This is a genomic window from Acidovorax sp. 107, from assembly GCF_003058055.1.
Taxonomy (GTDB): domain Bacteria; phylum Pseudomonadota; class Gammaproteobacteria; order Burkholderiales; family Burkholderiaceae_C; genus Acidovorax.
Genome location: NZ_QBTZ01000001.1, coordinates 2,192,873 through 2,217,792, shown reverse-complemented (window position 1 = coordinate 2,217,792; position 24,920 = coordinate 2,192,873). Strand labels below are relative to the sequence as shown.

21 protein-coding genes are annotated in these 24,920 nt (G+C 66.1%); 3 read left to right on the top strand and 18 right to left on the bottom strand.

The genetic code is table 11. The features are described from left to right. From dgoD to C8C99_RS10345, 13 genes are all read right to left on the bottom strand, one after another. Positions 1–1,149 (bottom strand): galactonate dehydratase, encoded by a 1,149-nt coding sequence (gene dgoD / locus C8C99_RS10405; RefSeq protein ID WP_108625691.1) that lies wholly within the window; start codon positions 1,147–1,149, stop codon positions 1–3. A 55-nt stretch (positions 1,150–1,204) separates the two neighbouring features. Then, positions 1,205–1,864, bottom strand: coding sequence for a 2-dehydro-3-deoxy-6-phosphogalactonate aldolase (locus tag C8C99_RS10400; protein ID WP_108625690.1), 660 nt, complete (start codon positions 1,862–1,864; stop codon positions 1,205–1,207). Then, positions 1,861–2,913 carry a 2-dehydro-3-deoxygalactonokinase gene (locus C8C99_RS10395; RefSeq protein WP_108625689.1) on the bottom strand — a complete coding sequence of 351 codons (1,053 nt, stop codon included), beginning with the start codon at positions 2,911–2,913 and terminating at the stop codon, positions 1,861–1,863. Before C8C99_RS10395 ends, C8C99_RS10400 begins: the two co-directional genes overlap by 4 nt. 11 nt (positions 2,914–2,924) lie before the next feature. Next, positions 2,925–3,863: a dihydrodipicolinate synthase family protein gene (locus tag C8C99_RS10390; RefSeq protein WP_108625688.1), complete on the bottom strand. Its 939-nt coding sequence runs from the start codon at positions 3,861–3,863 to the stop codon at positions 2,925–2,927. 109 nt (positions 3,864–3,972) lie between these two features. Next, on the bottom strand, positions 3,973–5,706 hold the full coding sequence (locus C8C99_RS10385) for an IlvD/Edd family dehydratase (RefSeq protein WP_108625687.1): 1,734 nt from the start codon (positions 5,704–5,706) through the stop codon (positions 3,973–3,975). 34 nt (positions 5,707–5,740) lie between these two features. Beyond that, a complete protein-coding gene (yjfF, locus tag C8C99_RS10380; protein WP_108625686.1) occupies positions 5,741–6,778 on the bottom strand; it encodes a galactofuranose ABC transporter, permease protein YjfF in 1,038 nt (345 codons plus the stop codon). After that, the gene (locus C8C99_RS10375) at positions 6,775–7,821 is read right to left on the bottom strand and encodes an ABC transporter permease (RefSeq protein ID WP_108625685.1); all 1,047 of its coding nucleotides are present in this window, start codon (positions 7,819–7,821) and stop codon (positions 6,775–6,777) included. Before C8C99_RS10375 ends, yjfF begins: the two co-directional genes overlap by 4 nt. Beyond that, positions 7,814–9,367, bottom strand: coding sequence for a sugar ABC transporter ATP-binding protein (locus tag C8C99_RS10370; RefSeq protein ID WP_233247201.1), 1,554 nt, complete (start codon positions 9,365–9,367; stop codon positions 7,814–7,816). The genes C8C99_RS10375 and C8C99_RS10370 overlap by 8 nt, the downstream gene beginning before the upstream one ends. Beyond that, the gene (gene mmsB / locus C8C99_RS10365) at positions 9,364–10,593 is read right to left on the bottom strand and encodes a multiple monosaccharide ABC transporter permease (protein WP_108625684.1); all 1,230 of its coding nucleotides are present in this window, start codon (positions 10,591–10,593) and stop codon (positions 9,364–9,366) included. The genes C8C99_RS10370 and mmsB overlap by 4 nt, the downstream gene beginning before the upstream one ends. Position 10,594: 1 nt before the next feature. Next, on the bottom strand, positions 10,595–12,112 hold the full coding sequence (mmsA, locus tag C8C99_RS10360; RefSeq protein ID WP_108625683.1) for a multiple monosaccharide ABC transporter ATP-binding protein: 1,518 nt from the start codon (positions 12,110–12,112) through the stop codon (positions 10,595–10,597). A 110-nt stretch (positions 12,113–12,222) separates the two neighbouring features. Beyond that, positions 12,223–13,293 (bottom strand): multiple monosaccharide ABC transporter substrate-binding protein, encoded by a 1,071-nt coding sequence (gene chvE / locus C8C99_RS10355; protein ID WP_015013817.1) that lies wholly within the window; start codon positions 13,291–13,293, stop codon positions 12,223–12,225. Positions 13,294–13,477: 184 nt separating this feature from the next. Beyond that, positions 13,478–14,443, bottom strand: a complete 966-nt coding sequence (locus tag C8C99_RS10350; protein WP_056642400.1) for an ABC transporter substrate-binding protein — start codon at positions 14,441–14,443, stop codon at positions 13,478–13,480. A 73-nt stretch (positions 14,444–14,516) separates the two neighbouring features. Beyond that, on the bottom strand, positions 14,517–15,968 hold the full coding sequence (locus tag C8C99_RS10345) for an aldehyde dehydrogenase family protein (RefSeq protein ID WP_108625682.1): 1,452 nt from the start codon (positions 15,966–15,968) through the stop codon (positions 14,517–14,519). A gap of 139 nt (positions 15,969–16,107) precedes the next feature. On the opposite strand from C8C99_RS10345, the gene C8C99_RS10340 reads away from it, so the two are divergent. Further along, positions 16,108–17,070 carry a LysR substrate-binding domain-containing protein gene (locus C8C99_RS10340; protein ID WP_056642340.1) on the top strand — a complete coding sequence of 321 codons (963 nt, stop codon included), beginning with the start codon at positions 16,108–16,110 and terminating at the stop codon, positions 17,068–17,070. A 930-nt stretch (positions 17,071–18,000) separates the two neighbouring features. Here the strand turns inward: C8C99_RS10340 and C8C99_RS10335 are convergent. Beyond that, on the bottom strand, positions 18,001–18,822 hold the full coding sequence (locus C8C99_RS10335) for an SDR family NAD(P)-dependent oxidoreductase (RefSeq protein ID WP_108625681.1): 822 nt from the start codon (positions 18,820–18,822) through the stop codon (positions 18,001–18,003). Positions 18,823–18,946: 124 nt separating this feature from the next. Between C8C99_RS10335 and C8C99_RS10330 the strand changes: the two genes are divergently transcribed. Beyond that, a complete protein-coding gene (locus C8C99_RS10330) occupies positions 18,947–19,900 on the top strand; it encodes an SMP-30/gluconolactonase/LRE family protein (protein WP_056642343.1) in 954 nt (317 codons plus the stop codon). A 75-nt stretch (positions 19,901–19,975) separates the two neighbouring features. Further along, on the top strand, positions 19,976–20,911 hold the full coding sequence (locus tag C8C99_RS10325) for an aldose 1-epimerase (RefSeq protein WP_056642345.1): 936 nt from the start codon (positions 19,976–19,978) through the stop codon (positions 20,909–20,911). 22 nt (positions 20,912–20,933) lie between these two features. Here C8C99_RS10325 and C8C99_RS10320 read toward each other — a convergent pair whose 3' ends face one another. The 4 genes from C8C99_RS10320 to C8C99_RS10305 all read right to left on the bottom strand — a co-directional run bounded on the left by C8C99_RS10320 (position 20,934) and on the right by C8C99_RS10305 (position 24,838). After that, on the bottom strand, positions 20,934–21,329 hold the full coding sequence (locus tag C8C99_RS10320) for a VOC family protein (protein WP_056642348.1): 396 nt from the start codon (positions 21,327–21,329) through the stop codon (positions 20,934–20,936). 37 nt (positions 21,330–21,366) lie between these two features. Further along, positions 21,367–21,828, bottom strand: a complete 462-nt coding sequence (locus C8C99_RS10315) for a DUF1801 domain-containing protein (RefSeq protein WP_056642403.1) — start codon at positions 21,826–21,828, stop codon at positions 21,367–21,369. A 250-nt stretch (positions 21,829–22,078) separates the two neighbouring features. Continuing rightward, positions 22,079–23,719 carry an FAD-dependent monooxygenase gene (locus C8C99_RS10310; protein WP_108625680.1) on the bottom strand — a complete coding sequence of 547 codons (1,641 nt, stop codon included), beginning with the start codon at positions 23,717–23,719 and terminating at the stop codon, positions 22,079–22,081. A gap of 102 nt (positions 23,720–23,821) precedes the next feature. Beyond that, positions 23,822–24,838 carry a tripartite tricarboxylate transporter substrate binding protein gene (locus tag C8C99_RS10305; protein ID WP_108625679.1) on the bottom strand — a complete coding sequence of 339 codons (1,017 nt, stop codon included), beginning with the start codon at positions 24,836–24,838 and terminating at the stop codon, positions 23,822–23,824. Positions 24,839–24,920: the final 82 nt, after the last annotated feature.

Here is a 24,920-nt window from a genome sequence, read left to right as displayed (position 1 = left end):
TCACCACTCCGCAAAACTCCCATCCCGGTGCCGCCACACAGGGTTCCTCCACCGGTGCCCTTCTGCCGCGCGCTCGCGCACATATTTTTCATTCACCTCAATCCCCAAGCCCGGTCCGTTCGGGATGGCGACCATGCCATCCTGGTACGCAAACACCTCGGGGTTGGACACGTAGTCCATCAGGTCGTTGGCCTGGTTGTAGTGGATGCCCAGGCTTTGCTCCTGGATGAAGGCGTTGTAGCAAACCGCGTCCAGCTGCAGGTTGGCCGCCAGGGCAATGGGCCCCAGCGGGCAGTGCAGGGCCAGCGCCACGTCGTAGGCCTCGGCCATGCTGGCGATCTTGCGGGTTTCGGTGATGCCGCCGGCGTGCGAGGGGTCGGGCTGGATGATGTCGGCGTAGCCGCCTTGCAGCACGCGCTTGAAGTCCCAGCGCGAGTACAGGCGCTCGCCTAAGGCGATGGGGGTGGACGAGATGTGCGCGACTTCCTTGAGCGCCTCCTCGTGTTCGCTCAGTACGGGCTCTTCGATGAACATGAGCTTGTAGGGCTCCAGCTCCTTGACCAGCACCTTGGCCATGGGCCGGTGCACGCGGCCGTGGAAGTCCACGCCAATGCCCACGTTGGGGCCCACGGCCTCGCGCACGGCAGCCACGTTCTGCAGGCAGCGCTCCACCTTGTCGTAGCTGTCCACGTACTGCACTTCTTCAGTGCCGTTCATCTTCACGGCGGTAAAGCCGCGTGCCACGGCGGCCTGGGCGGCGGCGGCTGTCTCGCTGGGGCGGTCGCCGCCGATCCAGCTGTAGACCTTGATGTGGCTGCGCACATTGCCGCCCAGCAGCTCGGCCACGGGCACGCCCAGCGCCTTGCCCTTGATGTCCCACAGCGCCTGGTCGATGCCGGCCAGTGCGCTCATGTGCACGCCGCCGCCCCGGTAGAAGCCGCCCCGGTACAGCACTGTCCAGTGGTCTTCGATGTGGCGCGGGTCCTTGCCGACGAGGTAGTCGGCCAGCTCATCCACCGCAGCGGCCACGGTGTGGGCGCGGCCTTCCAGCACGGGCTCGCCCCAGCCGGTGATGCCTTCGTCGGTTTCGATTTTCAGGAAGCACCAGCGCGGCGGGACGATGAACGTGGTGAGTCGGGTGATCTTCATGGGGGCGGTGCAATGCGTTGCGGAACGCGGAGTTGTTGGGGACGAGTGGGGGGGGTCAGGCGTTAGCGGGCGCGGTGCCAAAGGACGCCTGCCACGCCCGCGCAAACGCTGCAGCCTTGTGCGCCACCTCGGGGGCCTGGTCGCCGGGCCGGTACAGGGCCGAGCCCAGGCCAAAGCCGCTGGCGCCAGCGGCGGCATAGGGCGCAATGCTCTCGGGCACGATGCCGCCCACGGGCACCAGTGCCATGGGCGGCGTGATGACTGCGCGCCAGGCCTTGAGCACATGGGGCGGCAGCGCCTCGGCAGGGAACAGCTTGAGCATGTTGGCGCCCGCTGCCAGCGCGGCATAGGCCTCGGTCAGCGTGGCCACGCCGGGCGCGCAGGCCATGCCGGCAGCGCGGGCGGCCCGGATCACATCGGGGTCGCTGTGGGGCATGACGATGATCTGCCCGCCGGCTGCCGCCACATCGGCCACGGCATCGATGGAGAGCACGGTGCCTGCGCCCACGAGGCAGTCGGCAGGCAGTGCATCGCGCAGTGCGCGGATGCTGGCCAGCGGCTCGGGCGAGTTGAGCGGCACTTCGATGATGCGAAACCCCGCGTCGTACAGCGCGTGGCCGATGGCCACCACCTCGTGCGGCTGCACGCCGCGCAGGATGGCGATGAGCCCGCAGCGCTGCAGGATGTGGAACAGGGCTTTGTCGATGGGGTTCATGCGGGCAGGCTCCCGGCGGTGATGGGGGATAGAGAAGTCGAGGATGTGGGCGCCACGACCAGCCCCGCCGCCAGCGCGATTTGCCACAGCCCGGTGGCCGTGGCCTGCGTGGCGATGGTGGGGGCGGCAAAACCGTAGGTCTGCAGCGCGATGGCGTAGCGGCGGCACAGGTCGGGCTCGCCGCAAAGCACCAGCGTTTGCGGTGTGGTCTGCGTCTGATCCTGCACACGGGCCAGGCTCGCCACCTCGTGCCCGATCAGCAGGCCCGAGAGGTAGTCCGCTTGCGCGGTGGACGCCAACGCGCCTGTGAGACCCAATGTGCGCGTGCTGAAGATGTGCGACAGCAGGCCCAGTGCGGCGTCGCTGCTCCGCGCCACCTCCAGCCCGCGCGAAAAGGCGTCGTCGTCGGGCGTGGCTGCGACCTGCATGGTCTTGCCCAAGATGGTGTGGCTGCGCAGCGCGGCAAAAACCTCGCCGGTCATGAAAGTGTGGAATTGCTCGATGCGCCCCCGGCGTGCCAGTACCCATTTGCTGTGGGTGCCGGGCAGGCCAATGAGCACGGGCGCGTCCGCAGGCAGCGCAAGATCCGCCAGCACCCCCAGCACCTGGGTTTCTTCGCCGCGCATCACGTTGGGCAGCGCGCCCTGCTGCAACAGGCCCGGCACGATGTGCAGCGGCGGGCCGTCGCGCCGCGCCACCAACGTCAGGCCCTGGGCCAGTGCATCGAGCGAGGTCGGCGTGGGCAGGTACTTGGCCTCGCGCCAGCCTTGGGCGCTGCCCACCATGCCGCAGGCCAGCAGGGGCAGGCCGGGTGCGGCGGCCAGCCAGTCGCCACAGGTGTCTTGCACCGCGCGTTCAAATGCGGAGCCGGGTTCCGTATCGGCTACATCGCTCGCGGCCGGGGGCAGGTTCATGATGCCCCAGGGGCGGTGCCGCGTCTCCAGCACCTCGCCATGCGCGCCCATGCGGAAGGCTCGCAATGCGCTGGTGCCCCAATCCAGGGCAATCAGGCCCGCCTCGGCGGGCACCAGAAAACGTGCGGGCACCATGCGTTTCCTGCTTAACGAGCCCAGCGCAGCACCAGCGGGTCCAGCCGCCGCGCGATGTCGATCAGGCCGCGCCGCACCTCGGGGTGCATGGCCGGGAAGGGGTGGCGGCCCGCCTCGCAGGCGATCACGCCGCCTTCCTTCATCAGCGCCTTGGCCGTCAGGATGCCGCCCTGGCGGTTCTCGTGGTTGATGAGCGGCAACCAGCGCTGGTAGAGCGCAAACGCCTGGTCCATGTCGCCCTGGCGGTGCGCCTCGATGATGGGGCGAATGCCGTCGGGGAAGCCGCCGCCCGTCATTGCGCCCGTGGCACCGGCATCCAGGTCGGCCAGAAGCGTGATGGCTTCTTCACCGTCCCACGGGCCTTCGATGGCGTCGCCGCCCAGGCGGATCAGCTCGCGCAGCTTGCTGGCCGCCCCGGGCACTTCGATCTTGAAGTAGGCCAAGTTCTCGATCTCTTGCGCCATGCGTGCCAGGAACGGGGCCGACAGCACGGTGCCGCTGGCAGGCGCGTCTTGCACCATGATCGGAATGCTGATGGCGTCGGACACGCGGGCATAGAACTCGTAGATCTGCGCCTCCGGCACGCGGAAGGTGGCGCCGTGGTAGGGCGGCATGATCATCACCATCGCCGCGCCCATTTCCTGCGCGGCGCGGCTGCGCTCGGCGCACACGCGGGTGCCGTAATGGGTAGTGGTGACGATGACGGGCACGCGGCCTGCCACATGTTCCAACGATGTGCGGGTGATGATTTCGCGCTCCGCATCCGACAGCGAGAACTGCTCGGAGAAGTTGGCCAGCAGGCAAACGCCGTCCACGCCCGCTTCGATCATGAAGTCGAGGCAGCGCTTCTGGCTGTCCAGGTCGAGCGTGTCGTCTTCGTGAAAGGTGGTGGGCACGACAGGGAAGATGCCTCGGTAGCGAGGGTTCTTGAGGGAATGGGTGGCAGGCATGGCGGAGGAAAGGTCAAAATTTGAGTGAAATGCGGCTCTGGCGCTTATCTATCAAGCACTAAAAGCTATGAAATATGTAGCAACATCTGTGGCTGGTGGGTCGCCGGTATCAGTGAGAGTGGCGAGGGACGGCGGCGCCTCGGCAACCCACCAGAAAGTCAAAGTCGCAACCATCGTCAGCCTGCAGCACGTGGTCCACGTACAGGCGCTGGTAGCCGCCGCGCCCACCGTTGTCGGTGCCCGCCAAGGCAGCCAGGCGCGCGGCCAGTTCCTCATCGCTGATATCCAGGTGCAAGCGGCCGTTGTCGCAGTCCAGCTCAATGAAGTCGCCATCGCGCACTGCGGCCAGGGGGCCGAGTGCAGCGGCCTCGGGCGCTACGTGCAGCACCACCGTACCGTAGGCGGTGCCGCTCATGCGCGCGTCGGAGATGCGCACCATGTCCTTCACGCCCTGGCGCAGCAGCTTGGGCGGCAGGCCCATGTTGCCCACCTCGGCCATGCCGGGGTAGCCCTTGGGGCCGCAGTTCTTGAGCACCATGACGCAGCTGGCGTCGATGTCCAGGTTTTCATCGACGATGCGCTCCTTGTAGTGCTCCAGGTTCTCGAACACCACCGCGCGGCCCCGGTGCTTGAGCAGCTCGGGCGACGCAGCAGAGGGCTTGAGCACTGCGCCACGCGGCGCCAGATTGCCGCGCAGGATGCAGATGCCGCCGTCGGCAATCAGCGGGTTGTTGATGGGGCGGATGACCTCGTCGTTGTACTGCGGTGCTTCGCGCACGTTGTCCCACAGACTCTTGCCGTTGACGGTGAGCGCGTTGGGGTGGGGCAGCAGGCCGTTCTCGCCCAGGCGGCGCAGCACGGCGGGCAGACCGCCTGCGTAGTAGAACTCTTCCATCAGGAAGCGGCCCGAGGGCTGCAGGTCCACCAGGGTGGGCGTGCCACGGCCGATGCGCGTCCAGTCCTCCAGGTCCAGCTGCACGCCGATGCGGCCCGCGATGGCCTTCAAATGGATGACGGCATTGGTCGATCCGCCGATGGCGGCGTTGGTGCGGATGGCGTTCTCGAACGCCTCGCGGGTCAGGATCTTGGAGAGCGTAAGCCCTTCGTGCGCCATCTCCACAATGCGCTTGCCGGACATATGGGCTAGCACATACCGGCGCGAGTCCACAGCCGGGATGGCTGCGTTGTGCGGCAGCGATGTGCCCAGCGACTCGGCCATGCAGGCCATGGTGCTGGCCGTGCCCATGGTGTTGCAGGTGCCGGCAGAGCGGGACATGCCCGCCTCGGCCGCAAAGAACTGGTGCTCGTTGATCTCGCCCGCCTTCAGCGATTCGTGCAGGCGCCACACGGCGGTGCCCGAGCCAATGTCCTTGCCGTCGAGCTTGCCGTTGAGCATGGGCCCGCCCGTGACCACGATGGCCGGTACATCGCAGCTGGCTGCGCCCATCAGCAGCGCGGGTGTGGTCTTGTCGCAGCCCACCAGCAGCACCACCGCGTCGATGGGGTTGCCGCGAATGGCTTCTTCCACATCCATGCTGGCCAGGTTGCGGGTGAGCATGGCCGTGGGGCGCAGGTTGGATTCACCGTTGGAGAACACCGGGAATTCGACCGGAAAGCCACCCGCCTCATAGATGCCACGCTTCACATGCTCGGCAATCTTGCGAAAGTGCGCGTTGCACGGGGTCAGCTCGGACCAGGTGTTGCAGATGCCGATCACGGGGCGGCCGTCGAATGCGTGGTCGGGGATGCCCTGGTTCTTCATCCAGCTGCGGTACATGAAGCCGTTCTTGTCGGCCGTGCCGAACCATTCGGCGGAGCGGAGTTTGCGCTTGGGGGTGGTCATGGTGGGGTGCGAGAGAAAGAGGAGAAATGAAGAGTCAACGGGCCTTGCCCGAGCGGCGCGAAAGCAGCCGCTGCAGCAGACAGAAAGCGAACAGCAGCACACCGACGACGATGCGCGTCCACCAGGAGCTGAGCGTGCCGTCGAAGGAAATCAGGGTCTGGATGATTCCGAGCATGAGCACGCCAAACAGAGTGCCCGCCACATAGCCCACGCCACCGGTGAGCAGCGTGCCGCCAATGACCACGGCGGCAATTGCATCCAGCTCCATGCCCACGGCATGCAGGCCATAGCCCGACAGCATGTAAAACGTGAACACCACGCCCGCCAGCGCGGAGCAAAAGCCAGAGAGCGTGTACACGCCAATCAGCGTGCGGCGCACCGGCAGGCCCATGAGCACGGCCGAGTGCTCGCTGCCACCCACGGCATACACGCTGCGGCCAAAGGGCGTGCAGTGCGCCACAAACAGCGCCACCAGCAGCACCGCGATGGCAATGAGCGCGCCCAGCGAGAGCGATGCGCCTTCCCATAGTGGCAGGCGCCACTGGGCCAGCTCCGAATAGCCCTCGTGAGTGATGCTGATCGAGTCGATGCTGATCAGATAGCACAGCCCCCGCGCCAGGAACATGCCTGCCAGGGTGACGATGAAGGGCTGCAGCCGAAAGCGCTCGATGAGGAAACCCATGAACGCGCCAAACGCCGTGCCCATCAGCAGCACCAGCGGGATGGCGACCATCGGGTTCCAGCCCCGGTGCTCCACCAGCGCGGCCAGCACCATGGTGGTCAGTGCCACCACCGATCCCACCGAGAGGTCGATGCCGCCCGACAGGATCACAAACGTCATGCCCACCGCGACGATGATGAGGAAGGCGTTGTCGATCAGCAGGTTGAGGAATACCTGGGCTGAGAAGAACCCGGCGTACAGCACCGATCCGAGCGTGGCCATGGCCACGAACAGCGAGATGGTGGCGGCCAGCGGCAGGTACTTGGGGTTGAACCGCGCTCGCGCAGCGGCGGCCGGTGGGGCCGGGTGGCTCATGGTGCTGAAGCCTGCGGTCTTGGGTACGGCGCTCATTGCAAAGCTCCCGCGCCGGGGCGGCGTGCCATGGCGCCGACTTGCGCCCGGAACTCGGGCGACTGCAGCAGCATCACGATGAACACCACCACGGCTTTCACCACCAGGTTGATCTCGGGCGGCACGCCCAGCGAGTAGATGGCGTAGGTCAGCGTCTGGATGATGAGCGCACCGATCACGCTGCCCACCAGGCTGAACCGGCCGCCGGTGAGCGCCGTGCCACCCAGCGTAACGGCCAGGATGGCGTCCAGCTCCAGCAGCTGCCCGGCGTTGTTGCCGTCTGCACTCTTCACGTTGGAGCTGATCAGCAGCCCCGCAATGCCCGCGCACACGCCACAGAACACATAGGCCGCCACGATAAGCCGCCCCGCCTGCACACCCGCCACGCGCGCTGCCGTGGGGTTGATGCCCACTGCCTGGATGAACAGGCCCAGCGCCGTGCGCGTGATGGCCAGGTACAGCACGGCAAAGACCACAGCCACCACAAACAGCGAGAAAGGCAGGCCCGCCAGGTACCCGCCGCCCATGAAGAAGTAGGGCGTGTAGTAGATGGTGATGATCTGCCCGTCGGTGATGAGCTGGGCAATGCCCCGGCCCGCCACCATGAGGATCAGCGTGGCAATGATGGGCTGCATGCCCACCTTGGCGACCAGCACGCCATTCCACAGTCCGCACAGCAGCGCCACGCCGATGGCGCCCAAGATGGCGACTGGGAGTGGGAAGCGGCTCTCGGTGCCGGACACAGAACCGCCGATGAGCCACGCGGCCACCGCCGCTGCGATGGCGACCGTGGCACCCACCGAGATGTCGATACCGCGCGTGGCGATCACCAGCGTCATGCCCAGCGACACCAGCACCAGGGGGGCGGCGCGGTTCAGGATATCGATCAGGCTGCCGTACAGGTGGCCGTCGCGCCATTCGATGTGCAGAAAGCTGCTGTTGAACACGGTGTTCACGATGAGCAGCAGCGCCAGCGTGATCAGCGGCCAGGCCAGGCGGTGGCGTAGCAGCGCCACCAAAAGGGAAGGGGAGCGTTCAGACATGTTCTGCAGCAATCAGGTCGTATACGGCGTCTTCGCTGCTGCCTGCGGGCAGCTCACCCACCTTGTGGCGGTCGCGGAGCACCACGATGCGGTGCGCCACGCGCACCACCTCGCTCATTTCGGAAGAGATGAACAGCACGGCCATGCCCGCCTGTGCCAGGCGCAGGATCTGGTCCATGATTTCCTGCTTGGCGGCCACGTCGATGCCGCGGGTGGGTTCGTCCAGGATGAGCAGGCGCGGCTCGATGGCCATCCAGCGCGCAAGAATGGCCTTTTGCTGGTTGCCGCCCGACAGCAGGCCGATGGGCTTGTCCACTGTCTCGGTCTTGATGCCCAGCACCTTCACATAGCGTTCGGCCAGCGCCGTCTGCTCGGCGCGCGAGAGGAACTTACCCACACCCATGCGCGCCTGCAGCGCCAGCGCAATGTTCTCGCGCACCGACAGTTCGGCCACGATGCCGTCGGTCTTGCGCTCCTCGGGGCACAGGGCCAGGCCGTGGCGGATGGCATCCATGGGGTTGGCAAATTTCACCACCTGCCCGTCGATGCGCAGTGCGCCCCGGTCGGGCTGCTCCAGGCCAAACAGCAGGCGCGCCAGCTCGGTGCGGCCCGAGCCCAGCAGCCCGGCCAGGCCCACCACCTCGCCCGCGCGGATCTGCAGGTCCAGCGGCTGCAATTGCGTGTCTTGCCCCAGGCCCTCGGCTTGCAGCAGCGTGGCCTGGCGGGTGTCTACAGCAGGTGCTGGTGCAGGTTGCTCCGATGCAGCGGCCAGGTCGCGGCCCAGCATGGCAGCAATCAACGCCTGCGGGCCCAGGTCCTTGGCCAGCCACTCACCCACCCAGCTGCCATTGCGCAGTACGGTGATGCGGTCGGAGACGGCATACACCTGGTTCAAAAAGTGCGTCACAAAGACGATGGACAGCCCCTCGCTGCGCAAGCGGCGCAGCACCTCGAAGAGCTTTTTCACCTCGTCGTCGTCCAGGCTGGAGGTGGGCTCGTCCAGAATCAGCACACGCGATTCGATGCTCAGCGCCCGGGCAATCGCCACCAGCTGCTGCACGGCCACGGGGTAGTCCGACAGCAAGCGTGTGACGTCGATCTGCAGGCCAATGCGCGCCACCAGATCGCGGGCGCGCTGGTGCAGCGTGGCCCAGTCGATGCGAAAGCCCTGCGCAATGCCGCAGCGCGGGTAGCGGCCCGCAAAGATGTTCTCGGCTACCGAGAGGTTGGGGCAGAGGTTGACCTCTTGGTACACGGTGCTGATGCCCAGGCGCTGCGCGGCCAGCGGCGAGTCGGGCCACACGGCTTCTCCGCCCAGCCGCATCTGGCCGCCGCTGGCTTCCAGAACGCCCGTCAGCACCTTGATCAGCGTGGACTTGCCCGCACCGTTTTGCCCCATCAGCGCATGGATCTCGCCGGGGTAGAGGTTGAGCTGCACATCGCGCAGCACGGGGATGCCCGCAAACTGCTTGTGGATGCCCGAAAGCTGCAGCACCGGGGCTGCAGCAGGGGCGTGAGCGGTGGATGCGTCCATGGCAGCCGTCATGCCTTGTTCTTGTTGTAGACATCGACCAGCACGGCGGCCAACAGCACCACGCCCTTGATGACCTGCTGGTAGTCGATGCCGATGCCCAGGATGGACATGCCGTTGTTCATCACGCCCATCACAAAGGCGCCGATCACCGCGCCCATCACCTTGCCCACGCCGCCCGAGGCCGATGCGCCGCCGATGAAGCAGGCCGCGATCACGTCCAGCTCAAAACCCAGGCCCGCCTTGGGCGTGGCGGTGTTGAGCCGCGCCGCAAACACCAGCCCGGCCAGGGCGGCCAGCACGCCCATGTTGATGAAGGCGTAGAGCGTGAGCCGTTCGGTCTTGATGCCCGAGAGCTTGGCCGCCTTCTCGTTGCCACCCATCGCGTAGATGCGGCGGCCGATGGTCGTGCGGCTGGTGACGAAGTCGAACAGCACGATCAGCAGCGCCATCACGATGAGCACGTTGGGCAGACCCTTGTAAGACGCCAGCAGGTAGCTGAAGTACACCAGCAGCCCGCCAAACACCACGGTGCGCGCGACGAACAGGCTGGCGGGTTCCGTCTGTACCCCGTGGCGCAGGCGGTTCGCGCGCTGGCGCAGGCCGCCCACGGCCAAAGCGGCAGCCACGGCGGCGCCCAGCAGCAGCGAGGTCAGGCGCAGACCCTCCACGCTGAACAGGTCGGGGATGAAGCCCGAGCTGAGCATCTGGAAGGCTGAAGGGAACGGCCCCACCGACTGCCCCGCCAACAACGCCAGCGCCAGGCCCTTGAACACCAGCATGCCCGCCAGCGTGACGATGAACGAGGGGATGCGCGAGAACGCCACAAAGCTGCCTTGAATGGCGCCAATGAGCCCGCCGCACAGCAGGCACACCAGCGTGGCAGGCACAAAGTGCCAGTTGTATTCGACCATCAGCACCGCTGCCAGTGCGCCGATGAAGCCACACACCGAGCCCACCGACAGGTCAATGTGCCCGGCCACGATGACCAGCAGCATGCCCAGCGCCATGATGACGATGTAGCTGTTCTGCAGCACCAGGTTGGTGAGGTTCAAGGGCTGCATCAGCGTGCCCTCGGTCATGTACTGGAAGAAGCCCATGATGGCTACTAGCGTGATCAACATGCCGTATTCGCGCAGGTTGTGCTGCAGGTGCTGCAACAGCGATTTGTCGTGCCGCGCCGCAGTTGTTGGGTTTCCGTCGGCCAGCGTGCTGGCGGGTGGGTGAGTGGTCTGGCTCATATCAACTGGCTTTCACAATCGCTCGCATGATTTTTTCTTGCGAGGCCTCTGAAGTTGGCATCTCGGCCACAAAACGGCCTTCGTTCATCACATAGATGCGGTCCGTGATGCCCAGCAGCTCGGGCATTTCGGAGGAGATCACGATCACACACTTGCCCTCGGCCGCCAGCTGGGCGATGAGCGTGTAGATCTCGTACTTGGCGCCCACGTCGATGCCGCGCGTGGGCTCGTCGAGGATGAGCACTTCGGGGCTGGTGAACAGCCATTTGCTCAGCACCACTTTTTGCTGGTTGCCGCCCGACAGGTTCAGCGTCTTCTGGTCTACGCCCGAGCAGCGGATGCGCAGCTTTTCGCGGTAGTCCTGCGCCACGCGGTGTTCCTGGCCGCTGTCGATCACGCTGGCGAACGACACGCCCGGCAGGTTGGCCAGCGAGGTGTTGAACTGGATGTCTTCATTCAGCACCAAGCCATTGCCCTTGCGGTCTTCGGTCACATAGGCCAGGCCGTGGCGCACGGCTTTCTCCACCGTGCTCACATCGATGGGCTGGCCGTGCAGTCGCACTTCGCCGCTGATGCGCTGGCCCCACGAGCGACCAAAGATGCTCATGGCCAGCTCGGTGCGGCCTGCGCCCATCAGGCCCGCAATGCCCACGATCTCGCCGCGCCGCACGTTCAGGTCGATGCCCTTGAGGTGCTCGCGGTCGCTGCGCTGCGGGTGGTGGGCGCGCCAGTTGCGCACCTCAAACACAATGTCGCCCACTTGCGGCTGGCGCTGGGGGTAGCGGTCGCTCATCTCGCGGCCCACCATGGCCTGGATCACGCGGTCTTCGCTCACCGGGTCTTCGCGGCAGTCCAGCATCTGCACGGTGCTGCCGTCGCGCAGCACGGTGATGGCATCTGCCACGCGCGAGATTTCGTTGAGCTTGTGCGAGATCAGGATGCAGGTGATGCCCTGGGCTTTCAGCTCCAGCAGCAGGTCCAGCAGGGCCTGGCTGTCGTTCTCGTTGAGGCTGGCGGTGGGCTCGTCCAGGATCAGCAGGCGCACCTTGCGCGACAACGCCTTGGCAATCTCTACCAGTTGCTGCTTGCCCACGCCCAGTTGGCCCACGGGGGTGTCGGGCGATTCGCGCAAACCCACCTTGTGCAGCAGCGCCTGGGCGCGGCTGTGGGCGGCCATCCAGTCGATAACGCCATGCCGCGCGGTTTCGTTGCCCAGGAAGATGTTCTCGGCAATCGACAGCAGCGGCACCAGCGCCAGCTCCTGGTGAATGATGATGATGCCCAGGTGCTCGCTGTCGCGGATGCCTGCAAACTCGCGCTCTTGCCCGTCGAACAGGATCTGGCCGCTGTAGCTGCCATGGGGGTATACACCCGACAGCACCTTCATCAGCGTCGATTTGCCCGCCCCGTTTTCGCCGACGATGGCATGGATCTCCCCGGCCTGCACCTGCAGGTTGACCTGGTTCAGCGCCACCACGCCAGGGAAGGTTTTGCGGATGTTCCGCATTTCAAGAAGCATGGTCTCTCAGTTTGTTGGCGGGGCCTCTGGCCCCATCCCGGTTGCAGGCCGCCTGCGCTGCCCCAATGGCAATCGCAGGCGGCGGCTTTAGATGCAGAAGCCGCTCACGCTCACTTGATCTGAGACTCTTTGTAGTAGCCGCTGCCGACCAGCACCGCGTTCCAGTTGGACGAGTCCACAGCCACCGGCTTGAGCAGGTACGAGGGCACCACCTTCACGCCGTTGTTGTAGGTTTTTGTGTCGTTGATTTCAGGCTGCTTGCCCGTCAGCACGGCGTCCACCATGTTGGCAGCCACCTTGGCCAGCTCGCGGGTGTCCTTGAACACCGTGGAAGATTGCTCGCCCTTGAGGATGGACTTGATGGAAGGCACCTCGGCGTCCTGGCCGCTGACCACGGGGCAGGGCTGCTGGGCGGTGCAGTAGCCCACGCCCTTGAGGGAGGACAGGATGCCGATGGAGATACCGTCATACGGTGACAGCACCGCATGCACCTTGTCCTTGCCGTAGTAGGCCGACAGCAGGTTGTCCATGCGCGCCTGGGCCACCGAGCCGTCCCAGCGCAGGGTGCCTACCTTGTTCATGCCCGTCTGCTTGCTGCGCACCACCAGCTTGCCGCTGTCTATGTAGGGCTGCAGCACGCTCATCGCGCCGTCGTAGAAGAAGAAGGCGTTGTTGTCGTCGGGCGAGCCGCCGAACAGTTCAATGTTGAAGGGGCCCTTGCCTTGCTTGAGGCCCAGCTTGTCCACGATGGAGGTGGCCTGCAGCACGCCGACCTGGAAGTTATCGAACGTGGCGTAGTAGTCCACGTTCTTCGAGCCCTTGATGAGGCGGTCGTAGGCAATGACCTTCACGCCTTTGTCGGCCGCGTTTTGCAGCGCTTTGGACAGCGTGGTGCCGTCAATCGACGCGATCACCAGCACTTTGGCGCCCTTGGTGATCATGTTCTCGATCTGCGCGAGCTGGTTGGGGATGTCGTCTTCGGCGTACTGCAGGTCGGTCTTGTAGCCCCGGTCCTTGAGCACCTTGACCATGTTGTCGCCATCGGCAATCCAGCGCGCCGAGGACTTGGTGGGCATCGAGATGCCGATGGTGCCCTTGTCCTGGGCCGATGCCACAGACGTGGCGCCGATGGCAGCCAGTGCCACGGTGGCCAACACGGCCTTGAAAATTGCACGCTTCATTTGAGTCTGTCTCCTGGGGTTGTTTTGATTTGATTGCCGCTTGGATGCGCCACGGCCTAGCGAAACTGTCGCTGCCCAATGCCAGTGCCACCGCCCAAGGGCCGCCCCGCCGGGCCGGTGGCGTCCCCCTTCCCGCATCGCGCAGCGATGCGGGAAGGGGGAAGGCGCGCAGCGCCTCAGGGGGTTAGTACTTGCGGTTAGGCATTTCCTTGGCCGCCACTTCCATCGGGAAGATGCCTTCCTCGGTCACGATGCGCTTGGGCACCGCTTTACCAGCCTTGATGTCTTTGACTGCGGCCATGAGTTGCGGGCCCAGCAGGGGGCTGCACTCCACGCTCACGTTGAGCTTGCCGGCGATCATGGCTTCGAAAGCGCCCTTCACCGCGTCGATAGAGATGATCACGATGTCCTTGGCGGGCTTCATGCCGGCCTCTTCGATGGCCTGGATGGCGCCAATCGCCATGTCGTCGTTGTGTGCGTACAGCACGTTGATCTTCTTGCCCTCGGCCTTCAGGAAGGCTTCCATCACTTCCTTGCCCTTGGCGCGGGTGAAGTCGCCGGTCTGGCTGCGGATGATCTTGAACTTGGGGTCGGCCTTGATGATTTCCTCAAAGCCCTTCTTGCGGTCGATGGCGGGGGCGGAGCCTACGGTGCCCTGCAGCTCGACGATGTTGACCTCACCCTTCTGGTCCTTCATCTTTTCCACCAGCCAGCGGCCGGCCTTGCGACCTTCTTCCACAAAGTCCGAGCCCATGAAGGTCACGTAGAGCGACGTGTCCTTGGTGTTCACGGCGCGGTCGGTCAGCACCACGGGGATCTTGGCGGCCTTGGCCTCGCGCAGCACGGGCTCCCAGCCGGACTCCACCACGGGCGAGAACGCAATCACGTCCACCTTCTGCGCGATGAACGAGCGGATGGCCTTGATCTGGTTCTCTTGCTTTTGCTGTGCGTCCGAGAATTTCAGCTCGATGCCGGCCTCTTTGGCGGCGGACTTGATGGACTCGGTATTGGCGGTGCGCCATTCGCTCTCGGCCCCCACCTGGCTGAAGCCCAGCACCAGGGGCTTTTGCGCCCAGGCTGCGCCGGGCAGCAAGGCGGCCACGGGCACGCTGGCCAAGGCGGCAGCAACGGTGCGGCGGTTCATTTTCATCATCTTGTCTCCTGTCTGTAATGGTTGGTTGACGACGGTTGCGGGATGGAAAGAAGGAAAAAAAGAAGAAGGCTCAGGCCAGCATGTAGCCCGTCTTGACCGTGGTGTAGAACTCGGCCGCGTAGCGCCCTTGCTCACGGGCGCCGTAGCTCGACTCCTTGCGGCCACCAAACGGCACATGGAAGTCCACACCCGCCGTGGGCAGGTTCACCATGGTCATGCCCACGGCGGCGTGGCGCTTGAAGTGCATGGCGCGCTTGAGCGACGTGGTGCAGATGCCCGCGCACAGACCAAACGGCGTGTCGTTGGCCAGGGCCAGTGCGTGGTCGTAATCGTCGGCCCGCAGCACGCAGGCCACGGGGCCAAAGATTTCCTCGCGCGCCACGCGGTGCTCGGGCCGGGCCAGGAAGAGGGCGGGGCTCATGTAATGGCCTGGGGTGGGGCGCTCCAGGCGCTCGCCACCCCAGACATGCTCCGCTCCCTCATTGCGCGCAATGTCGATATAGCTCAGGTTCTGGGCCAGCTGGTTGTCATCCACCACCGGGCCCATCTCGGTGCCACGCTCCAGCGCGTGGCCCACCTTCAGGCTGGCCAGCCGGTTGCGCAGGCGCGCCACAAAGGCGTCGTGCACTTCGGCCTCGACGATGAGGCGGCTTGATGCCGTGCAGCGCTGGCCCGTCGAGAAATACGAGCCCTGCAGCGCGCAGTCCACCGCCTGGTCCAGGTCGGCGTCGGCCAGCACGATGAGCGGGTTCTTGCCGCCCATCTCCAGCTGCACCTTGGCGCGGCGCTGGCTGGCGGCGCGCAGGATGCGGTCGCCCGTGGCCACCGACCCGGTAAAGCTCAGCGCGTTGACCAGCGGGTGATCCACCAGCGTCTGCCCCACCTCGCGGCCGCTGCCCATGATGAGGTTGAACGCACCGGCGGGCAGGCCGCTGCGGCTGATGATTTCGGCCAGCGCCCAGCCACAGGCGGGCACCAGCTCGGCGGGCTTGAACACCACGGTGTTGCCGTAGGCCAGGGCCGGGGCGATCTTCCAGGCCGGGATGGCGAACGGGAAGTTCCACGGCGCGATGATGCCCACCACGCCCACGGGCTCGCGGGTCACATCCACCTGCACGCCCTGGCGCACAGAGGCCAGCAGCTCGCCCTGAATGCGCAGCGCCTCGCCCGCAAAGAACTTGAAGATCTGCCCGCTGCGCGCCACCTCAGCCACGCCCTCGGGCAGGGTCTTGCCTTCTTCGCGCGCCAGCAGCGCACCCAGCTCGTCCTTGCGCGCCAGCAGTTCGCTGCCGATCAGGTCCAGCACATCGGCGCGGCGCTGGGGCGTGCTCTGGCTCCAGGTGGGCAGGGCATCGGCCGCAGCGCGCACGGCCAGCTCGGTCTGGTTGCGGTCGGCGCGGGCATATTCGGCCACCACCTCGCGGGTGTCCGACGGGTTGGTGCTGATGCCGGTGGTGGTGCCGATTTCCCACCGGCCATTGATCAGGTGCCGGGGGCTGAGCTGGAGATCGCCGAGCTTCATGGAGACAGGCCTTTGTTGCAGTTGCGGCGAAGTCTATGGAAGGTTTTGATATCTATCCAATCGTTTTTTAGACAAAATAGATATCGTTCTTTGCATTCTGGAAAACCCCTCCTTCTCTCCCGCTGCTGCCACACCATCCATGAGCACCTACAACCACTGGTTCATCCGCGCCCGCCTCAAGACGCGCCAACTGCTGCTGCTGGTGGCGCTGGCCGAAGAGGGCAACATCCACCGCGCCGCCCAGGTGCTCAGCATGACCCAGCCCGCAGCGTCCAAGCTGCTCAAGGATCTGGAGGATGTGCTGGAGGTGTCGCTGTTCGACCGCCTGCCACGCGGCATGCGCCCCACCTGGTATGGCGAAACGATGATTCGCCACGCGCGCATGGCGCTGGCCAACCTGAACCAGGCGCACGACGAGATCGGCGCGCTCAAGCGCGGGCATTACGGCCAGGTGGGCATTGGCGCCATCACCTCACCCGGCCTGAGCCTGCTGCCCGCCGCCGTGGCGCAGGTCAAGCAGGAGCACCCCAGCCTGCGCATTTCGCTCGACATCGAAACCAGCCCGGTGCTGCTGGAGCGGCTGGAGCAGGGCAAGCTCGACATCGTGGTGGGCCGCCTGTACGAGGAGCACGACAAGGAGAACCTGCGTTATGAGTCGCTGACGGAGGAACTGGTCTGCGCCATGACGCGCCCGGGCCACCCGCTGTCGAGCATGAGCGGGTTGACGCTGCGCGACGTGGTGTCGGCCAGCTGGATCGTGCCGCCTGCGGGCAGCGTGCTGCGGCACCGGTTTGACCTGATGTTCCAGCAGGACGGGCTGGCGCCGCCGCTGCACACGGTGGAGACATCGGCCCTGTTGTTCATCACCCGCATGCTGCAGCAGAGCGACATGATTGCGGTGGTGGCGGAGGATGTGGCGCGCTATTACGCGGCGCATGGGATCGTGACGGTGTTGCCGCTGGCGATGCCGTGCCATATGGATGCGTTCGGGATCATCACGCGGTCGGACCGGCTGTTGTCGCCGGCGGCGAAGGTGATGATGAAGGCGTTGAAGCAGACGAGTCTGGTGCAGTATGGGCGGCGGTTGGAGGTGGCGGATTGATAGTTTTGGGTGTTATTGGCTGGATGTGCTAGTGGGATATGCGTTGGTAGCTATTGATTTTGTAGTGTTTTTTCGTGCGCTGATTGGGTGGCGTGCCTTTGTTGAGGGCGGAGGCCGGGAGTCGCCCGGCATGCGAGTAACTTTCTTTTGCTTCGCCAAAAGAAAGTCACCAAAGAAAAGGCGACCCCCAGTCTGCGACCCCTTCGCGGTGCGAAGGGGCAAACCTGCGGCGGTGCGGTTGCGGGGTGCGCCGTGGAACTCGCTTTGCGCTGGCGCGCGCCGCTCGGACAGCCACGGCGAGTCAGTTCACGAAGCATGGGCGCTTCGACGCCCATGCTCACCCCACAACCGCCCCGCCGCAGGCGCAGCCAGCAGGGGGGGGCCAAACATCCAACAGCCGAACAGCCACACGGGCCATCGCTGCGCTCGGCCGCGCCTGCGTAGCGCGAGGCGCTTGCGCCGGCGAGACGGGGCCGAGCGCAGCAATGGCCCGTGTGGATGTCCGCTCCCCGGGTTCCCTTCTGTATGCGCCTGGGGCGCGCAGGGCGCGGGGTGGCACGCGCGTCGGAGCGCGCGTGCTTCGTGAACTGACTTACCGCAGTTGTCCGAGCGGAGCGCCGCAGGCGCGCAGCGAGTTCTGCGGTGCACTCCGTGACCGAGCACCCCAGGTTGCCCCGTAGCGAAGCGAAGGGGTCGCAGACAGTAGGGTCGCCCTTTCTTTGGTGACTTTCTTTCGGCGACGCGAAAGAAAGTTACTCGCACGCCGGGCGACTCCCGGCCTCCGCCCTCAAACCAAGCATGCCTCTCAAACCAGCGCGCGCCGGCTCAGACAGGCTCAGCTCGAACGCCCGTAGATCACCAGAAAGTACAAAAATAATAGCTACTAACGCTTAATGGATAAGCGCCAGAGCCCAAAAAAACCTCAAAACCTCAAACCCACCCCGCATCCACCTTGAACTCCTGCGCCGTACACATCGCCGCATCATCCGACGCCAAAAACAACACCATCCGCGCAATGTCATGCGGCCGCAGCTTGTCCGGCAGGCACTGATTGCGCGCCAACTCCTTCTCGCCCTCGGCGTCCAGCCACAGCTTGATCTGCCGCTCCGTCATCACCCAGCCGGGCGACACGGTGTTGATGCGAATCCGGTCTTGCCCCAGCGTCTTGGCCAGCCCGCGCGTGAGGCCGTTCACCGACGACTTGGCAATGGCATAGCAGGGGTAGCCCGTGCCCTTGCCTTGCCAGCCGGTGGAGCCCAGGTTGATGACCGAGCCCGCGCCCAGCCTGCGCATGCCCGGCACCACGGCCTGGATGGCGAAGAAGGCGGGGCGTTCGTTGATGGCCATGCGCTCGTCGTAGTACTCGGGGGTTACGGACTCCAGCGTGTGCCGGTCGTCGCTGGCCACGTTGTTCACCAGCACTGAAAAGTCGCTGCCCAGCTCGGCCGCCGCTTCGGCCACACAGGCCTGCAGGGCGTTCACATCGCGCACATCGCACACACGCCACCAGGGGCGGGGCAGGCCTGCGTCGGCAATGTGCTGCGCCAGGGCTTCGCTGGCATTGCGCGCCACGTCCACAAACGCCACGCGGGCGCCTTGCTCGGCAAACGCCGCCACGATGGCCGCGCCAATGCCACTGCCGCCGCCCGTCACAAACACGGCGCGGCCTTGCAGGCTGGGGAATTTCGCCAGGCCCTGGGGGGCGCCCGTGGCGTCGGTCGAGGAAGAGGAGGGGGTAAAAAGCTGTGTCATATTAATATTGCAATCAATCAATGGCAAAAAAATTCATTTCAAGCATCAATTGGCGTTGATAAGATGCCGCTCGTCAAGTGCCTGGCGGCAGGCCGATGCAAAAAAACGACCGGAGACAACCAACGTGCGCCCTTCGCTGGATACCCCCATCCCACCGTCCAGCGGCGTGTCCGCCTCTGCGCCAACAACCACCGGCGCCGTGCGCTGCGTGGTCGCATTGGGCAACGCGCTGGGCGAGGGCGTGCTGTGGTCGGTGCGCGAGCAGGCCGTGTACTGGGTGGACATCCTGCAGCGCGAGCTGCACCGCTGGAGCCCGGCCACGGGCGCCCACCAGCGCTGGACGTTTGACGAAGAAATCTCCGCCATCGCCGAGCGCGCCAACGCCCCGGGCTTCATCGTCGCCCTGCGCCGAGGCTTTGCGCTGTTCGACCCCGCTGCCGACATCGCCCCACGCTACCTGCACCAGCCCGAGCCAGAGCGCACCGGCAACCGATTCAACGACGGCAAGTGCGACGCCCAGGGGCGTTTTTGGGCCGGCAGCATGGACTTTGCGTGCGAGGCCCCCACGGGCGCGCTGTACACCTACACCGCCAGCGGCCACTGCGTGCGGCACGACGATGGTTTTGCCGTGACCAACGGACCCACTTGGGCCCCCACCGCGCAGGGCCCGGCCATGTTTTTCAACGACACGGTGCTGGGCACCACCTACCGCTACCGCTGCGACCCGGCCACCGGCACCGTGAGCGACAAGACGCTGTGGAAGCGCTGGCCCGCTGTGGACGGCGTGCCAGACGGCATGACCACCGACGCGCAAGGCCGCCTGTGGATTGCGCACTGGGGCGGTGGCTGCGTCACCTGCCACGACGCCGATACGGCCGATGAGCTGGCCCGCATCACGCTACCCGTGAGCCAGGTCACCAACTGCGCCTTTGGCGGTGCAGACCTGCGCACGCTGTACATCACCTCGGCCCGCACCGGCCTCACGCCCGAGCAGATCGCGGCCGAGCCGCTGGCGGGTGCACTGTTTGCCGTGGACGTCAGCGCGCCCGGCCTTCCCGCACACCAGTTCGGCGGCTGACGCCGACCCCACGCGCAGCGGTGGGGCCGTGGCTCCGCCTCTTCTTTTCTCCATCTCGCAGAAAGCACACCGCCCATGACCGAGGCCTCTTCATCCCACCCCATCGTCTGGCTGCACCACGCGGGGCAGCACCTGGGCCTGGTGCCCACGCTCGGCGGCAGCGTGGCGGCCTGGCAGATCGACAACCCGCAAGTGGCGGGCGCGCGCATCGACCTGTGGCGCCCGTGGGACGGCGCCACGCCCGACCTGTACCAGCTCGCGTCGTTTGCCATGGTGCCCTGGTCCAACCGCATCAGCGGCGGCGGGTTTGAGCATGCGGGGCAGTTCCACCCCATGCGGCCCAACCGCGTGGGCGAGCCGTACCCCATCCATGGCGATGGCTGGCTGCAGCCCTGGCTGCTGACCCAGCCCGCGCCCGACACGCTGCAGATGCAGCTGCGCTCCGAGCGCTTTGACGGCAACCCCTACGAGTACGAATGCGTGCAGACCTTCCGGCTGGTGGAGGGCGGCCTGGACCAGTCGGTGCAGGTGCGCCACCTGGGCGCACAGCCGCTGCCCTATGGCCTGGGCCTGCACCCCTGGTTTCCGCGCACCCCCGGCACGCGCATCACAGCGCCTGTGCAGGGCGTGTGGCTGTGTGGCGACGACCCTTTGCCCACGGAGCACACGCAGCACTTCCCGCCCGGTTGGGACCTGAACAGCGGTGCGCCTGCCAACGGCTGCCTGATCGACAACGCCTACACCGGCTGGGGCGGCACGGCGCACATCGACTGGCCCGAGCGCGGCCTGCGCCTCACGGCCCACATGCCCGATTTTGAAAAAGACGGCGGCGCGGCCCAGCACTACTGCCTGGTCTACCGCCCGCCGCAGGGCCCGGCGTTCTGCTTTGAGCCCATCACACAGCCCATCGACGCCTTTCACCAACCGGGCCAGCCCGGCCTGCGCACGCTGGCGCAGGGCGAGACGATGGTGATGAATGTGCAGTGGCGCTACCAGCCGCTGACTGATTGAGGGTGGGCCTTAAACCAGGTTCTTACAGCAGCGCCGCGTGGCACGCCACGCACAGCTTGTTGCCATCAGGGTCCCGAAAATACGCGCCGTAGTAATGGGCGTGGTACTCGGGCCGCAAGCCCGGGCGGCCCTCGCACACGGCGCCCAGGCTCAGCGCCAGGGCGTGTGCAGCATCCACCTGGTCGCGCGTGGCGGCCGCAAAGGCCACCATGGTGCCGTTTCCGGGTTGCGGCACCTCGCCATTAAAGGGGCGGGCAATCACAAACAGCGGGCGGGGGCCGGGGTTGGATTCCCAACCTGCCCAGGGCCGGCTGGGCTCGCAAAAACGCTCCTTCACGCCCAGCACGCTCAGCACGGGCCGGTAAAACGCCAGCGCGCGCTCAAAGTCTGAAATGCCCACAAACACGTGCGACAGCATGATGGGGTGATCCTTCCGTTGGTCTGAATGCTGGGGCCTATGCGGCCGACCCTATGTGCCCCGGTGCCCGGCCCTTGCGGGCCTTGCTGCTGCCCAGCGCATTGAGCTCTACCGCCGCGCGGATGAGCGCGCGGAACGCATCGGCAGGCAGCGTGTCGCCCTCGTGGATATCAATGGCACGGCGTGCGTTGCCGTCCAGGCTGGCATTGAACAGGCGCGCCGGGTCGGGCAGGGCGGCGCCTTTGAGAAACGTGAGTTTCACGGCTGCTTTGTAGCTCTCGCCCGTGCACAAGATCCCGCCCAGCGACCACACCGGCGTGCCACGCCACTTCCACTCTTCCACCACACCGGGCGCCGCTTCGTGGATCAGCTGGCGCACCTGCGCCAGCACCTGCCCGCGCCAGTCGCCCAGGTCGGCAATGCGCTGGTCGATCAGTGCCGATGCGGCGGGCCCGGTGGTTGCCGCGTCTGGCGCGGCGGTGTTGGGCGCACGGCCCATGGCAGCGGGTGGGGATTTTTTGGCAGCAGCCACGGGGTGGTCCTTGGTGGAGTGGGTGCAAAAGGCGAGGGGTGCGGCCCCGCCATTGTTGCCACTCTGCGCACCTTGGCAACCCCGGTACAACGGGTTGTTACCTTCTGGCTCGCCTCTGTTCATTCAGGCAAGCGCGTCGATGGCTGCAGGACCTGCCCTCCCATGCGCGGCGTTGCTCCGCGCGTCCGCCCGATTCGCTTCAGCCGTGCGCCACGACCTATCCCGCCACCCGCGCCATCACTTCGCGCGCCTGCTCCGCAGTCACTGCCGGGCCGCCTGCCTGCGCCGTCCAGGCCACAAACTGGTCGGGCCGCACCAGCACCAGCGGTGCGCCATAGCGTGCGGGCTCGGTGCCTTTGCCCCCGTCGCCACAGTCCACCAGCCGTAGCGGCAGGCCCAGGCCCGCAGCCGTCTCGCGAAAGGCTTGCACCGAGGGCGCATGCGCGCCGTCGCCACCCACCACCAGCAGCGAAAAGCCTGCGCCCAGCTCCTCAAACACGTTGCGCCCGCTGGGCAGCGTGGCGGGCGCCAGGTGGTGGCCTGGCCGCGCTGTGAACTGGTGCGAGCCCTTGGCACTGGTGATGCGGCCCTCGCTGCCACACACCATGGCCGAGCCCTCGTAGTGCGGCTCAAACGCATGCACTTCGCCCACGGCCCCTAGGGCGCGCGCTTGCCACGCGGCTTCAAACGCGGCCTGTTCGCGCGCCGGGTCGTAGGCGTCCAAGAATTCCTTGTCGGTCTCGATGGATCGCGCGATGAAGTCGTTGATGGTGGACGCAAACACCGGGCGCCGCTCGGCGTCGTACGAGTCCAGCAGCCGCTCGCCGCCCCAGCCCTGCAGCACGGCGGCCAGCTTCCAGCCCAGGTTGCGCGCGTCTTCCAGGCCCGAGTTCACGCCGTAGCCACCGTAGGGCGGGTGGCTGTGCGCGGCATCACCCGCGATGAATACGCGGCCCTTGCGGTAGCTGTCGGCCAGCATGAAGCGCAGGTCCCAAAAGCCGATGTGCTCAAACTCCACCTCAAACTCCGCGCCCACCGCCTCGTGCAGGTAGGCCGCAAAGTCAAAGTTGTCCTTGGTGGTGCCCGGCGGCACTGGTGCATGAAAGAACCAGGTGCTGCCCAGGTCCACCCGGCCCAGAAACTTCCAGTAGCCCTTCAGCTCGGGCTGCAGCACGTTGTAGTAAGACTTGCCGGGATAGCGCTCCAGCAGCTGGTGCAGGCCTTGCGACTTGAACACCAGCAGCACCATCATGCGGTCGTGGTCGGTGCGGGTGTGGGTGATGCCCGCCTGCTCGCGCACCACCGACCGTGCCCCGTCCGAACCCACCACATAGGCGCCGCGCAGCACGCGCTGGGCCTTGCTGTCGCCACGCTGCTGGATGGTGACGGAAACGCCCGCATCGTCCTGCGCCAAGGTGCTGGTCTCCCAGCTGTAGAGGGTCTGCACCGACGGCAGCTGCGCCACGCGCTGGCGCAGCACGGCCTCGGTGGCGTACTGAGGCAGCCGCTCGTTGGCGGTGAAGTAGTAGGGTTTGACGAGATCGCGCTGCAGCCAGTCGTAGCTGTAGGGCCCCAGCAGCGTGCCGTGTGCGGTCAGCCCGCCAATGCCGTATTCGACCGGGATGGTGCGCGCCGCGCGCAGCTGCTTTTCAGCACCCCAGAAGTGAAAGTGCTCCATGGTGCGCTGCGTGAGGTTCTGCCCCTTGGGGATGGGCTGGGGCTGCACATAGCGCTCCACCACGATCACGCTCACGCCGCGCTGGCCCAGCTCAATGGCCAGGCCCATGCCGACCGGGCCGCCGCCCACGATGATCACTTCGGCGTCTTGCTGTGGCGCCACGGTTGCTTGCTGGTTCATGTTGTTGGTGTTGTTCGGTACGGGTCGGTTTGGCATTGGCCACTATGCGGTGTTGTGCAGTGCTTCGCGCTACTGGCTACCGCTGGGTACGGGTGGTCGTGGTTACTCGGCGGTGATGCCCTGGGCCTTGATCAGGTCAGCCCAGCGCTTGGCGTCAGCCGTCACCAGCTTCTGGAAGGCGTCTGGCGAGCTGTGGGCAGGCGTCATGCCCTGGGTCTCGAACGACTTGGCCACGGCGGGCGATGCCAGCACGTCACGCAGCTCGGTGTTCAGCCGGTCCACCATGGCGCGGGGCGTGCCTGCGGGGGCAAACACGCCGTACCACATGTCCACGTTCAGGTCGCCCAGCTTCAGGGTGCCCAGCGACGGCACCTCGGGCAGCAGCGGGTGGGGCGTGTCCGAGCTGATGGCCAGCGCCTTCAGCTTGCCCGCCTTGACGTGCTGCAGGGCCACGTGGATGGGCAAAAACATCGCGTCGATCTGCCCGCCCAGCAGGTCCGTCACGGCGGGGGCGGTGCCCCGGTAGCTGATGTGGGTGAGCGAAATTTTGGCCCGGTTCTTCAGCAATTCCATCGCCAAGTGGTGCGGCGTGCCCGCACCGGGCGAGCCGTAGTTGAGCGAACCGGGCTTGGCCCGGGCGCGGTCCATCAGGTCCTTGAGCGATTCGATCTTGGACCCGGCCGACGCCACCAGCAGCAGCTGCCCCCAGCTCGTCTGGCTCACGGGCACCAGGTCCGTCAGCGGGTTAAAGCCCTGCTTGGGGTACAGCGCCATGTTCATCACCAGCGTGTTCACGCTGACCAGCAGCGTGGTGCCGTCGGGCGTGGCGCGTACCACCTCTTGCGTGCCGATGATGCCGGACGCACCCGCCTTGTTCTCCACAAAAAACGGGCGCTTGAGCCGGTCAGACAGCGGCTGTGCAATCTGCCGCGCAATCAGGTCAATGCCTGTGCCGGGCGTGAACGGCACCACCAGCCGCACAGGTGCGTCAGCACCCGTCTGCGCCCAGGCCCTGGGCGTGGCGGCTGCCGCCGTGGCGGCCAGCGCGCCCAGCAGCAGGCTGCGACGTTGGGGGGAGGGCGGGTGCGCGTTGGCACGCAATACAGGCTGATCGAACATGGGGCTTGTCTCTTTAGTCGTTGAAAGGGCGTTGCGGGTCGATTACAACGACACTCTTGACATTGATCAAACGGAAAATTCT

What these genes read in the sequence shown, in the direction of transcription:
- mmsA (WP_108625683.1), bottom strand. Translation starts at nt 12,112, where the DNA reads ATGCTTCTTGAAATGCGGAACATCCGCAAAACCTTCCCTGGCGTGGTG.
- C8C99_RS10390 (WP_108625688.1), bottom strand. Translation starts at nt 3,863, where the DNA reads ATGCCTGCCACCCATTCCCTCAAGAACCCTCGCTACCGAGGCATCTTC.
- C8C99_RS10340 (WP_056642340.1), top strand. Translation starts at nt 16,108, where the DNA reads ATGAGCACCTACAACCACTGGTTCATCCGCGCCCGCCTCAAGACGCGC.
- C8C99_RS10370 (WP_233247201.1), bottom strand. Translation starts at nt 9,367, where the DNA reads ATGACGGCTGCCATGGACGCATCCACCGCTCACGCCCCTGCTGCAGCC.
- C8C99_RS10375 (WP_108625685.1), bottom strand. Translation starts at nt 7,821, where the DNA reads ATGTCTGAACGCTCCCCTTCCCTTTTGGTGGCGCTGCTACGCCACCGC.
- C8C99_RS10350 (WP_056642400.1), bottom strand. Translation starts at nt 14,443, where the DNA reads ATGAAAATGAACCGCCGCACCGTTGCTGCCGCCTTGGCCAGCGTGCCC.
- yjfF (WP_108625686.1), bottom strand. Translation starts at nt 6,778, where the DNA reads ATGAGCGCCGTACCCAAGACCGCAGGCTTCAGCACCATGAGCCACCCG.
- C8C99_RS10325 (WP_056642345.1), top strand. Translation starts at nt 19,976, where the DNA reads ATGACCGAGGCCTCTTCATCCCACCCCATCGTCTGGCTGCACCACGCG.
- chvE (WP_015013817.1), bottom strand. Translation starts at nt 13,293, where the DNA reads ATGAAGCGTGCAATTTTCAAGGCCGTGTTGGCCACCGTGGCACTGGCT.
- mmsB (WP_108625684.1), bottom strand. Translation starts at nt 10,593, where the DNA reads ATGAGCCAGACCACTCACCCACCCGCCAGCACGCTGGCCGACGGAAAC.
- C8C99_RS10345 (WP_108625682.1), bottom strand. Translation starts at nt 15,968, where the DNA reads ATGAAGCTCGGCGATCTCCAGCTCAGCCCCCGGCACCTGATCAATGGC.
- C8C99_RS10395 (WP_108625689.1), bottom strand. Translation starts at nt 2,913, where the DNA reads ATGGTGCCCGCACGTTTTCTGGTGCCCGCCGAGGCGGGCCTGATTGCC.
- C8C99_RS10310 (WP_108625680.1), bottom strand. Translation starts at nt 23,719, where the DNA reads ATGAACCAGCAAGCAACCGTGGCGCCACAGCAAGACGCCGAAGTGATC.
- C8C99_RS10305 (WP_108625679.1), bottom strand. Translation starts at nt 24,838, where the DNA reads ATGTTCGATCAGCCTGTATTGCGTGCCAACGCGCACCCGCCCTCCCCC.
- C8C99_RS10315 (WP_056642403.1), bottom strand. Translation starts at nt 21,828, where the DNA reads ATGGGCCGTGCGCCCAACACCGCCGCGCCAGACGCGGCAACCACCGGG.
- dgoD (WP_108625691.1), bottom strand. Translation starts at nt 1,149, where the DNA reads ATGAAGATCACCCGACTCACCACGTTCATCGTCCCGCCGCGCTGGTGC.
- C8C99_RS10335 (WP_108625681.1), bottom strand. Translation starts at nt 18,822, where the DNA reads ATGACACAGCTTTTTACCCCCTCCTCTTCCTCGACCGACGCCACGGGC.
- C8C99_RS10320 (WP_056642348.1), bottom strand. Translation starts at nt 21,329, where the DNA reads ATGCTGTCGCACGTGTTTGTGGGCATTTCAGACTTTGAGCGCGCGCTG.
- C8C99_RS10385 (WP_108625687.1), bottom strand. Translation starts at nt 5,706, where the DNA reads ATGACCACCCCCAAGCGCAAACTCCGCTCCGCCGAATGGTTCGGCACG.
- C8C99_RS10400 (WP_108625690.1), bottom strand. Translation starts at nt 1,864, where the DNA reads ATGAACCCCATCGACAAAGCCCTGTTCCACATCCTGCAGCGCTGCGGG.